Below are 11781 nucleotides of genomic sequence, written 5' to 3' on the forward strand. Positions count from 1 at the left end.
CACCGCTTAGCCAAACCGACCGCCAAAATTTTGCCAATAACCTCGACCGTATTTTAGCGCAAAAAAAGGCGAGCTAGTGTGAGTGAGCAATTAATTGGCTTAGGTGAGCAAGCCTTTAGCGTAGCCGTTTATGTGGCAAAAGCGCCGCCTATGCCCTACTTTGCAACTCTACACAGTGTTGAGCCTGTAATAAACGAGCAAATAAATACCATAAACCAGCACTGCGGTAATGGCTGGCGNAAGCCGCTAGCTGGCAAGCGTATCGCGATACATTTTTACTGCAAAAAAACAGTAAAACAGCGCTGTTATTTAGTGCGCCCATTATTAACGGCATAAATAAAAATCAACTGCATATTATTGCTGGGCGAACTCATGCTAAAAACTTATTACAGCAAGGTAAGCTTAATGCGCAATTTAATTGGTTAGACGATGAGTTTGCAATTGATACAACGAATAACATTATTGTGTGTCCGTACTTTGATTACCGGCAGTTAAGTAATATTAAAATAGCCCGATTAAGCGAGCTAGTTGCCAAGCTTAAAACATCTAATTGAAAATGTAAGGACTCAAAATGGCGGGAATTTTAGAGCTAAATACGTTATTAAAATCAATGAACCCGGAGCTTAAACAAGGTGAATACATATTTTGTTGTTTAGCAGGCAGCCTTGCCGACTACGTTCATTTAAACCCGCTTGCCAGTTACGTTGAAGAAGAAGGCCTAACCCTTATTTTAAATGCAGATACCGCCGATAAAGCCGGTATTACGTATGAAGCTAAATATAATTTAATTACCCTTAATGTGCATTCAAGCCTTGAGGCTATTGGATTAACCACTGCGGTATCGGCCAAATTAACCGAGCATAATATTAGCGCTAACGTAGTAGCTGCGTTTTATCACGATCATATTTTTATACAAACCGATAAAGCGCAGGCCGCGATGAAAGCACTTGGTGAGATTGGTTAAAGGTAGTTGATATAAACCAGATCTGAGTAACACGTATTTAGTGGGATGCGCCCTATGCTTATGTAAAACACAAAGCCGATATTGCAGTATCGGCTTTTGGTATTAATTAGTTTTGATTGCAAAAGTGGTGCGCTACAGGCTCAATTTTTACTGTATCGCCTGCATTTACTACCACGCATTGCGTGTTTTTATCGAGTTTTTGCTTTTGAATAATAGTAAATTCGCCTTCGTTAGCTGCGTATAAATTGTATTGATAGGCATCGTTACCGCCTTCAAATAACGCGGTAAATAACCCTCCCACTAACCCACCAATTATTGCTCCGCCGAGCATTTCTTTGCTGTTGCCATCTAAGTTATCGACAAAGCCGAACCCGGCGCCAGCTGCTATGCCTGTGCCTACTTCAGATGAAAGTGTGACGGGTTGTATTGATTCTACCGATGCGTAGTAACGCTTAATAATTTGGTTTTGATTGTTTCGATCTACCCCTTGTGATGCGCAGCCTGATAGGAGTAATACCGCGATAAGATACTTTTTCATGTTGAGTCCTTGTTAATATTTAATAGGGAAATAACAAGTAGCAACGCATATAAAAGATGTGAGAAGTTTGTTTGTTGCTGTCAGGAAATGTAAGGGTGTGTATAAAATAAAACACCGAGTATGCATACTCGGTGTTTTGGGTTATGTTACTTAAATTTTATACTATTAAACAACGTATCCGCTAAAACCGAGCGCTTTAAAATAAAGCTTAGGAATACCATATTTGCACTCGTTAAGTAACTCGCTAAAGCGCATTCTATCAAGTGGGTAAAATTCACTGTCTAAGTTTTGAGCTGTGTAGGCTTGCCCTGCATCACTTAAGCCTAAATCGGCACACACAGTAATTTGTGCTTCGCGCTCAAAGTCGGTTTCGGGTTTCATTAAATCGCTAATAAATAAGTTTGCGCCTTTATTTAAATTAGCTTTAATATTTTTTAATAGCTGCTTTTTGCTGCCGTCGTCTTTTAAAAAGTGCATTACGAGTAGGCATAGCGCCGCATCGGCCTTAGTTGATAGCTTATCAAGCTCGCCTTCAATAACAATAACGCGCTTTGATATGCCGTGCTCTTCAAACGCTTGTTTAGCAATTGCGAGCATATCACTTGAGGTATCTTGCGCGGTAAATTGCCAAGTAGGGTTAAGCGCGGCAAGAGCGAGTATTTCTTTGCCTGTGCCTGCGCCCACGACTAAAATGTGTGCGTTATCTTTAAGGGTTGCTTTAAGTTGAGCATTAGTAAGTTGGTGCAATAGCTCATAACCAGGGACTAAACGGGTAATGCGGTCGTTGTAATGCGTTGCTTGCTCGCCTGTGAATGTTGGCATTTTTTAACTCCTTTATAAGACTTCAACAGTGGAGTATCCACCACTTTTTTTACTTACATGTACTTGCGTGGCTACGCGTTCACTCATTTCACTCACATGTGATATAACCCCTACTTTACGGCCTTGTGCTTGTAATGAGTCGAGTGCGTCCATAGCAACGCTGAGTGTTTCGCTATCTAACGTACCAAACCCTTCGTCAATAAACAAAGAGTTGATTTGCACTTTATTTGAAGAAAGGGATGCAAGCCCTAATGCCAGTGCTAGTGATACTAAAAATGATTCACCACCAGAGAGCGTATTAACAGAGCGTTGTTCGTCGGCCATATNGTCAATAATGGCTATATCGAGCGATTGCGCAATGGCAGTGAGCTCGTAGCGTTTATTGAGGGTTTTTAAATGGCTGTTAGCATAATGCAGCAATATTTTAAGGGTTTGTGTTTGCGCTAAATTACGCATGGTTTTACCGGTTGCATCCCCTAATACTTTATTAAGTACGTGCCACTGCTCTACCTGCTTTTTAAGGGTAGCAAGTTCAGCGTGTTTGCCTTTAAGTGCTTTGGCGTTTTGATTGTGTTGCTCAAGCGCGGTATTAGTGCCAAGCAAACTATTTTGTAGCTCAGTTTGTTCATTGGCTAAGGACGTTTCTTGCTCTGCTAATTGGCTTTCGCTTTTTTCGGGCTTGTTAGTATTTTGGTGATCTGTTTGCGCCTTTTGCTGTTGCTTAAGCGCTGCATTTGCGTCTGTAAGTGCTGCTAAACGCTGCTCAAACTGCATTAATTGCTCTTTTATTTGCTCACTAGTCAGAGTTAGTAAAATAGCGATCTGTTCGTGATTTGCCTCGCTATATTGCGCTTTAAAGTCGCTAAACCAGGCATTGTAGCGCTCTTCAAGTGTATTTTGCTCTTGAGTTTGCTCTGCCAAGCGCTGCTCAATATTTTTGAGTGTTATAGCGTGCTCATCGCGTTTTTTAATTGCGCTGTCGTGGGCTTGTTGGCTTGTATGTAACGCCTTTTGGCACTGCTCAAGCTGCGCATTAAGTTTTGCTTGGTAATCATCGGCACTTAATGGCTCGTTGTTAAATAAAGCAAGGCGCTCTGTGCGTGTGGTATTTTGCAGTTGTTGCGCTTTGGCTAAATCGTCTTTTAAAACTTTAAGCGCTTGCTCACTTTTAGCAATTAACGGTGTGAGTTGCTGTAATTGCTGATTAGCGCTGTCTATTTGTTTTTGACTTTGTTCAAGCTGAACTTTTGTTTGCTGGTACTGCTCAACCTGCTGGCTTAAATCGCTCATATTAAGCGTGTTGTTTTGCAATTGCTGCCAAAAGTCACTGTGCTCAAACTGTGCATTAAGGGTGCTGGTAAGCTCGTTAACTTGCGTATTTAGCTCTGCATGTTTAGTGTTTATTTGGCCAAGCTTATTGGTTAATTCAACATGCTGATTATGCAATTGCTGCTGTGTATGTTGCTCGGCTTTTAAGTTATTTATTAGCTGATTTACTTTTTCTTGCAGGGCTGTTTGCTGTTTTTGCGATTCAAAATAGTGCGACTTTTGACTGCTGAGCTGGGCGTATGTTTCATCAAGCTGCTGTGCTGTTAAGTCGTTAAGCTCTGTACGTGCCCCTTGCATTGTTGTTTTAATTTCTAGCTGCTTTGCCTGTGCGCTCTGTATGGCTTGGCTGTATTGGGCGTGTTCAGTGACAAGTACAGCATGTTGAGTTTGGTGCTGATGCAGCTTAGCTTGGGCGCTATCGTGTTGCTGCTTAGCCTGGTTATAACTTGTTTCAAAATCGGCTATTAGGTTATTTAATTGCGGGTTTTGGCTGCTTGCATACGGGTGCTCTATTGCCCCGCATACTACACATGGCTCGTTAGGGGTAAGCTGCGTGCGTAAATGCTCTACGTTTTCGCTGGCACGCAGGCGAGCTTGGTTTAATGCGTATTCACTGTGTTTAAGTGCTTGCTCGCACGAGGCTAAGCTTTGTTGCAATGTTGTTTGCGTTTGCTCACTGTTTACAAGCTTGGCCGCAACCGCAGCTTGTTGTTGTGTGCTGTGTTTTATTTCTTGATTAAACTGCTGGTAGCGCAAACGCTGATCTTTTAAATATTCAATATTTTTAAGTTTGCTATCGCATTGTTCAATATTAAATTGGCGTTGTTGCTCACTTAGTTGGTTAAGATCTTTTTGTTGATGCGCAAGGTGTTGCTCTTGCATCTCTACTTTTTTAGTTTGCTCAGCTAACAGCGCCGCTTGTTTAGTTTGCTCTTCTAACAGCTGTTGGTTTTGCGAAGCGGTTGCCTTTATTTGCTCATTGGCACTTAAATACGTATTAAAGCTATGTTGGTAATAATTCCAATCATTAGCCAATGGTTTAAGCTGCGTGTGCTCGTTTAGCCACGTTTGATGCCCAGTGCTGAGTTTGTTTGCCTCATCAAGTGCATGTTGGCTTTGCGTGTACTGCGTTTGTAATTCGCTAAGTTGCTGCTGCTCTTTTTCGCTTTGCTGAGTCAGGCTTGTAATTTTTTGTGCGTGTATAGCAAGTTGGCTGTCGAGCTCGCGGGCTTTTGCAATAATTGGCTCTGCCGTTTGCTTTTGCTCTTGCGCTGTTTTTAACTCGCTTTGCTTTGTTGTAAGTGTTGCGGCCTGCTCTTTTATAAGCGCAGCATGGTCAATCACTTTTAAATCGCTTATTTGCGTACTAAGTGCTTTGTTTTGCGCCGTTAAGTACTCATGACGTTTGCGGTTGTCTTTTATTTCAAGGGCGCTTTGTGCTTGTTTAGCTTGCTCACTTTGCTTTGCTATTGCATCAAGCTGTTGTTGCGCGTGTTGTTGCTGCTTTATTGCGTGTTCTAGTGCCTGTGATAAACTAGCTGCTTGCTTATACCAATTTAAGTTTTGCTCTGTTGCTGCATGCTTTTTTTTAGTTAGCTCAATTTTTTTAAGTAACTCATCGCGCAAGGTTTGTTTAGCACTTAACTCGTCATCGCTTAACAAGGTGTAGCTTGCAAGGCTTGCATTAAGTAATTCATATTGATCTTTTAGCGCTTTATTACGCTCAAAAATACGTTTACCAATTAAGCTAAATTTATCGGTGCCGGTTAAACACTCTAAAAGTTGTGCGCGTTCATCGCCTGTGGCTTTTAAAAAGGCTGCAAACTCGTGCTGTGCTAATAATACCGCGCGGGAAAACTGATCAAAGCTTAGCCCTATTTTGTTCTCTACTTCTTTTATGGTTTGGCTTTTATCGGCTATTAGGGTTTCATCGGGCAAGGTTAGTAACGTATGCTCAGCTACTTTTAACTTGCCTGTTGCTTTTTTGTGGGTACGGGTAATAACGTAGCGTGCGCGGTATAGTTGTTTATCTTGGCCAACAAAATCAACTTCAGCAAAGCCTTCCCATTTGCCTCTGCGCAGTAAGTTACGCGCATCGTTTAGCTTTATGCTGTCGCCGTTAAAATCAATTAAGTTGCCTTTATCGCCTTTTAAGCGTGCTGTTTTAGTATAAAGCGCTAAACAAATAGCATCTAAAAAGGTGCTTTTACCTGCGCCTGTGTCGCCGGTTATAGCAAACAAGCCCGCATCTTTTAGTGGAGCTTGAGTAAAGTCGATTTCGGCATCGACTATTGAGGCTAAATTATGAATACGAACTGCGGTTATTTTCATAGTTGCTCTTGCTCCGTCAGCTCACTTATTACATCGTTTAACAGTGTTTTTAGCTCATCTGGTACAGCTTGGCCGGCCATATCTTTGTAGTTTGCAAAGGCTTGTTCTAATAAGTTTAATGGGTTGAGCATTTCAATTTCGCTTAAATCTTCAAATACGGCGCTGTTATCGCTTGTTGTGGTTTGTTCTCGTACCCGCTCAATGCCGCAAAATTTTACGTGTTTACCCTCAAGTGCTTGCTCTATTTGTTCTCTAAAGGTGGTGTCGGTATCACTTGATTTAAGTTTTACGCGTAAATAAGGGGCAATAGTATGTTGTGATGTATCGAGCGCTTTAATTTGCTCGCATAAGTCGCTTAATGGCACGCACACCCCTTTTGGTAAAATAATCACTTCAGCAGAGCGTGGAATGTAAAGGGGGTTTACAGATGTGCTAATAGTTTGTTTTTCATCACTTTTAAATTCTATTACATTAACTTGGTGCGTGTAGTTACGCTCTGAAAACGACATAGGAATAGGCGTACCGCTGTAACGAATAACGTCTTTTTTAGCGACTTGCTGCGCTTTGTGTAAATGCCCCAGTGCTACGTAGTCTGCCTTGTTACCAAATACATTGGCCGAAATAGACTCCTCCCCACCAATCACTAAATTACGTTCTGAGTCACTTGAAATATCACCGCCTTTGGCATGTAAATGCCCCATTACAATTAACGGTGAATTTTGCGCGTTAATGCTATAGGCGTGATCAAGTGCAAGCTTATAGGCTTTTTCAACGCCTTGTGCGTAACTAGGGCCGTTTTTAGTATGACTAAGTGAACTTATATCGCTGGTACGTAAAAAAGGCATAGCGACGATTACAGCGCGTTTATTTTGCGTATTTATTTCAATCACGGTATTGGCTGGGTCGGTTACTTCAAAGCGCCCCACTACATGGGTGTCAAACTGAGCAAGTAAGGGCTGCGCCGCTAATATACGATTTGCTGAGTCGTGGTTACCGGCAATAATAACAACGTACAATTGCGGGCAACGCTTTTTAGCATCTTTTATAAATTGGTAAAGTTGGTTTTCGGCGCTGGCACTGGGTGTGGCTGTATGATAAATGTCGCCTGCAACTAAAAGTATATCTATGTGTTGCTCTACAAGGGTGCTAAGTAGCCAAGTAAAAAATGCAGCGTGCTCATCACGGCGGTCATGTTCATAAAATTGTTGGCCTAGGTGCCAATCTGAGGTGTGGAGAACTTTCATATCGCGCTCTTAAAAAACCATAAGAGCGCCAATATACCCAAGGCAAGTAAAGATGCAAGCCTCGGGAGGGCTTTAGTTTAGGTAAAACTATAAATAGCAATAATAATGACAGGAAGCGCTAACAAAGCCATGCCTAGCGGCATTTTTAAACTTTTAGTTTGCTTTGCTTGCAATGCTTTTATGGCATTCGTTTCGTTACAGGCGGCTACTTTATCAATATAAAAATAACCTGAGTCTAGATACTGCTTACAACTTTGCTGATTTGCTGGAATGGCTATTAGCTCTTGTTGTTTTTTTAGGATATAAAAATCCATACACCCACCACATTGCTTACTGGTAATAAGTACATATTTGAGAATAATTGTAACGATTTTATTATGCTCAAATAAAAAAAGTGGGCGATTTTAAATATAAAATGCACTAAATATCAACCTAAAATTTCACTATTTTTAATTTATCGTATAAATAGTTAATATTAGTGAGATCACGGCAATATTTGCGCCAATTATTAACCACTTTTTACTGTGTTTTTGTTCAGTAGATAGGCGTTTTAGTGCATCTTGCTTATTGCATGCCGACACCACATTAACATACGAATATTGGTTTGATTCGTAGCGCTCTAGTAAGTCTTTATCAGCAGGGATAGCTTCGAGCTGATGATCTTTTTTTACAATGTAAAATTTCATATCGGGCTCCTTTAGTTTAAATATGCTGCTTAATTTGCATTGAACCTGAGCGCATTAAAACCATGTAAACACTGCTAACGCTATAAATTTAAGCTCAATTAAAACAACATATTTTTGCACCTTAATTTAATCCTAAGCTAATGGCATGAATTAGGCCTGAACCCTTATAAATACTGCGTTTGTACCTTAATTAATACACATCAACTAGCTGTGAAGTGTAAACCCCCTTTACAGTTTTAAAAGCGGCTTAATTTACTGATTCAAAAAGCATGTTAAAACAACGTGAATATTACCGTGTTTAATGGGCGGTTGGTCGCTAATTAATTGAACAAAAATAGTAACTTTGTCAAAGTACGCTCACAAAATTCCACTAGGACTCATAATGAAAAAAACAGTTCTTACGCTAAGCGCGTTTGTGTTGCCTCTGGCAATGTCGAGCGCTGTGTTAGCGTCATCCGTTGAGCAAACTAAAGGCTCATTCGTTGATAAGTTTCGCCAGTTAGACGAAGCGCTTCCTACCCCAAATGTTTATCGTAGTGCCGCAGGTGAGCCAGGCGAAAAATACTGGCAGCAACGTGTTAATTACGACATAGATGTAAAGCTTGATGAAAAAAAGCGACGCTTAACAGCAAGCCAAAGCATTGAGTATAAAAATAACTCGCCGCATACACTTAAATATTTGTGGTTACAGTTAGATCAAAATATTTTTAAAAGCGACTCAATTGCCGAAACCACAAAAACGTTTAAAAGCACGCTAAATAGTTTACCTGCGCAAAAGCCGGCTAAATTAAGTTTAGGTGAGCTACGTCGTCAACAATTTATGAGCGACAACGAGCTAGGCTATACAATTAGCAATGTAAAAGATGACAATGGCGATGAACTGCGCGTTACTGTTGTTGATACGCTAATGCGTATAGATTTAAACGAGCCGCTAAAACCAGGCAAAGAAGCTGAGTTTAGTATGAACTTTGCTTTTAACATTGTTGAAGAAGATGCCGTAGGTGCACGTTCTGGTTACGAGCACTTTGAAGAAGATGGCAACGATATATTTTTACTTGCGCAGTGGTTTCCGCGTTTAGCTGCTTACACCGATTACGAAGCATGGACAAACAAGCCGTTTTTAGGCCGTGGTGAGTTTACGCTTGAGTTTGGTGATTACGATGTAGAAATTACTGTACCTGCTGATCATATTGTATCGGCAACAGGTAAGTTAGATAACGCAAGCAAAGTGCTTACTCGCACGCAGCGTAACCGCTTAGAAAAAGCTGAAACAGCAAAGCGCCCTGTATTTATTGTTACTGAAGAAGAAGCGTTAGAAAACGAAAAACAAGGTACCGATAAAACAAAAACATGGCACTTTAAAGCAGAAAATGTGCGTGACTTTGCGTGGGCGTCGTCGCGTAAATTTATGTGGGATGCAAAGGGCTATCAGCAAGGTGGCGATGAACAACCTTTAGTGATGGCTATGTCGTTTTACCCTAAAGAGGGTGGCGATTTATGGAAAAAGTATTCAACTGAATCTGTAGTACATACGATGGAAGTGTACTCTCGCTATTCATTTGACTACCCATACCCTGTAGCGCAATCGGTAAATGGCCCTGTAGGTGGTATGGAATACCCAATGATCACTTTTAATGGCCCACGTACAGAGCTGCAAGATGATGGCTCGCGCACTTATTCTCAAGCTGAAAAACGCTTTTTAATTGGTGTGGTTATTCATGAAGTTGGCCATATTTACTTCCCTATGATTGTAAACTCTGATGAGCGCCAATGGACCTGGATGGATGAAGGTTTAAATAGCTTTTTAGATGGCGTTGCAGGGCGTGAATGGGACCCAACTATACCGTGGGGTGTTGAGCCGCGCGATATTGTTAGCTACATGAAATCGCAAAACCAAGTACCTATCATGACGCAGTCAGACAGCGTACTTCGTTTAGGTCCTAATGCTTATACTAAACCAGCTGCGGCACTTAATATTTTACGTGAAGTTATTTTAGGCCGTGACTTATTCGACTTTGCTTTTAAAGAGTACGCACAGCGCTGGAAATACAAGCGCCCTACTCCAGCAGATTTTTTCCGTACGATGGAAGAAGCCTCGGGTGTTGATTTAGATTGGTTTTGGCGCGGCTGGTTTTACAGCACCGACCATGTAGATATCTCGTTAGATAAAGTGTATCAATTACGTTTAGATACTAAAAACCCTGATATTGACTTTAAACGCTTACGCGATATAGAAGCAGACAAACCAACATCACTATTTGTTAAGCGCAACCGTGAAGAAGGTAAGCAAACTTGGGTTGAAAAAAATCCAGATATTACCGACTTTTACGACGAAAACGACCGCTTTACTGTTACTAATAAAGAACGTAACGCGTACAACAAGTTTTTAAAAGGCTTAGAGCCGTGGGAGCGTAAAACGCTAGATCGCGCGCTTGAAGAAGATAAAAACTACTATGTTATGGAGTTTTCAAATCTAGGTGGCTTGGTAATGCCTATTTTATTAGAGCTAACTTATGAAGATGGCACAACCGAAGAGCGTTACATTCCGGCTGAAATTTGGCGCCGTAATCACAAAAATGTACAAAAGCTTATTGTTACAGATAAAAATAAGCCATTGGTATCGGTGAGCGTTGACCCTCGCTGGGAAACAGCTGATGTAGATGTTGAGAACAACAACTACCCTCGTCGTATTATTCCTTCACGTATTGAAGTGTATAAAAAGAAAAAGAGTAAAGCGAAAGTAAGTCGAGATATTATGCAAGACATTAAAACTGAGCTTAAAAAAGACGAGAAAAAAGATGGTGAGGAGCAACAATAATGCGCTTTTTGCTTATTATTGTTTGCCTTTTAGTTGCTGCGCCAAGTATGGCGCATCAACTAAAGTCATCGGTTACTACGGTGCTTTTTAATAAACGTACTAACAATATTGAGCTTATGCATCGCTTTTATTTACATGATACTGAGCATGCTGTAGCGCATTTATTTAATGGAAAAGCCGATATCATCAGCAACAAGGCCGACCAACAACGTTTTGTAGAGTATGTTGAGTCGCATGTTGCGCTGCAAACCTTAAAGGGTAAGCCATTAACGCTTAGCCAAGTCGGTGCGCAAATTGATGGAAAGTTTTTTTGGGTATATCAAGAAGCTCCTATCCCAAAAGGGATTGAAGGCATAAAAATGAGTAACGGCGCACTGCGTGACTTATGGCCTTCTCAAGTAAATATGGTAAACGTAGAAGGTAAAGGCAAGATTAAAACCCTTCACTTTACCCAAAACGATACCTGGCTCGAGGGTAAATTCGAGCAATAAGTACTTCCCCAACCTACGCGCACTGCAGTTTATGTGCGCGTATTCTCCTTTTGTTTATGCTGTGTTCATTTTTGATCTGTTATTACTAGCTGTTCGTAGAATTTTAGTAATTAATTGGTGTTTATAAGGCAAAGTAATAGATAAGTGAATACTTTTCTAATAATTTGTTTGATAAACATTTGCTAAATTATTCTCATGAAGTAGAGTCATTATGTGTACACATGTTGTATTGATTTTTACCTCATTCAAGGAATGATATGAAAGCTCAAGTAGAGGCTATTCAAGGAGTTATATTTGATTTAGATGGCACGTTAGTATCGTCTGAGTTAGATTTCTCTCTTATAAAAGCACAAATAGGTTGCCCATGCGAGCAAGACCTACTTGATTATATTGCCCAGCTTCCATCGCCCTACATGCGTGAAGAAGCGATGAATATAGTGCATCAACACGAGCTGCAAGACGCTCAGTTTGCCACTATATTGCCAGGCGTAACCGAAGCCGTTAACGCCCTTAAAGTTAAAAATATTCCTATGGCTATTGTTACCCGCAATTTTGATA

General features: G+C 40.8%; 9 protein-coding genes and 3 pseudogenes. 6 read left to right on the plus strand and 6 right to left on the minus strand.

Annotation, left to right across the window (positions count from 1 at the left end; genetic code table 11):
• The 3 genes and pseudogenes from L650_RS24805 to L650_RS0117780 form a co-directional block, all read left to right on the plus strand.
• Nucleotides 1-77 (plus strand): annotated as a pseudogene (locus tag L650_RS24805) (YaiI/YqxD family protein); the annotation flags it as partial.
• A gap of 1 nt (nucleotide 78) precedes the next feature.
• Nucleotides 79-554, plus strand: a pseudogene (locus tag L650_RS0117775) (DUF6942 family protein).
• Nucleotides 555-571: 17 nt separating this feature from the next.
• Nucleotides 572-964, plus strand: a complete 393-nt coding sequence (locus tag L650_RS0117780) for an ACT domain-containing protein (protein WP_029773942.1) — start codon at nucleotides 572-574, stop codon at nucleotides 962-964.
• A 106-nt stretch (nucleotides 965-1070) separates the two neighbouring features.
• Here the strand turns inward: L650_RS0117780 and L650_RS0117785 are convergent, their stop codons facing one another.
• The 6 genes from L650_RS0117785 to L650_RS0117810 form a co-directional block, all read right to left on the minus strand.
• The gene (locus L650_RS0117785; RefSeq protein ID WP_029773943.1) at nucleotides 1071-1502 is read right to left on the minus strand and encodes a hypothetical protein; all 432 of its coding nucleotides are present in this window, start codon (nucleotides 1500-1502) and stop codon (nucleotides 1071-1073) included.
• Between the two features lie 165 nt (nucleotides 1503-1667).
• A complete protein-coding gene (locus tag L650_RS0117790) occupies nucleotides 1668-2324 on the minus strand; it encodes a class I SAM-dependent methyltransferase (protein ID WP_004588269.1) in 657 nt (218 codons plus the stop codon).
• 12 nt (nucleotides 2325-2336) lie between these two features.
• Nucleotides 2337-5984: an SbcC/MukB-like Walker B domain-containing protein gene (locus tag L650_RS0117795; protein WP_029773944.1), complete on the minus strand. Its 3648-nt coding sequence runs from the start codon at nucleotides 5982-5984 to the stop codon at nucleotides 2337-2339.
• On the minus strand, nucleotides 5981-7228 hold the full coding sequence (locus L650_RS0117800) for an exonuclease SbcCD subunit D (RefSeq protein WP_029773945.1): 1248 nt from the start codon (nucleotides 7226-7228) through the stop codon (nucleotides 5981-5983). The genes L650_RS0117795 and L650_RS0117800 overlap by 4 nt, the downstream gene beginning before the upstream one ends.
• A 77-nt stretch (nucleotides 7229-7305) precedes the next feature.
• Nucleotides 7306-7542 carry a hypothetical protein gene (locus L650_RS0117805; RefSeq protein ID WP_004588266.1) on the minus strand — a complete coding sequence of 79 codons (237 nt, stop codon included), beginning with the start codon at nucleotides 7540-7542 and terminating at the stop codon, nucleotides 7306-7308.
• Between the two features lie 135 nt (nucleotides 7543-7677).
• Nucleotides 7678-7914: a hypothetical protein gene (locus L650_RS0117810; protein ID WP_004588265.1), complete on the minus strand. Its 237-nt coding sequence runs from the start codon at nucleotides 7912-7914 to the stop codon at nucleotides 7678-7680.
• A 382-nt stretch (nucleotides 7915-8296) separates the two neighbouring features.
• On the opposite strand from L650_RS0117810, the gene L650_RS0117815 reads away from it, so the two are divergent.
• The 3 genes and pseudogenes from L650_RS0117815 to L650_RS0117825 form a co-directional block, all read left to right on the plus strand.
• Complete coding sequence (locus L650_RS0117815) at nucleotides 8297-10732, plus strand: M1 family metallopeptidase (RefSeq protein ID WP_024032997.1); 2436 nt, start codon at nucleotides 8297-8299, stop codon at nucleotides 10730-10732.
• On the plus strand, nucleotides 10732-11223 hold the full coding sequence (locus L650_RS0117820) for a DUF6702 family protein (RefSeq protein WP_029773946.1): 492 nt from the start codon (nucleotides 10732-10734) through the stop codon (nucleotides 11221-11223). The genes L650_RS0117815 and L650_RS0117820 overlap by 1 nt, the downstream gene beginning before the upstream one ends.
• Before the next feature lie 257 nt (nucleotides 11224-11480).
• Nucleotides 11481-11781, plus strand: a pseudogene (locus tag L650_RS0117825) (HAD family hydrolase); the annotation flags it as partial.

This window comes from Pseudoalteromonas sp. TB51, assembly GCF_000498055.1.
GTDB lineage: Bacteria > Pseudomonadota > Gammaproteobacteria > Enterobacterales > Alteromonadaceae > Pseudoalteromonas > Pseudoalteromonas atlantica.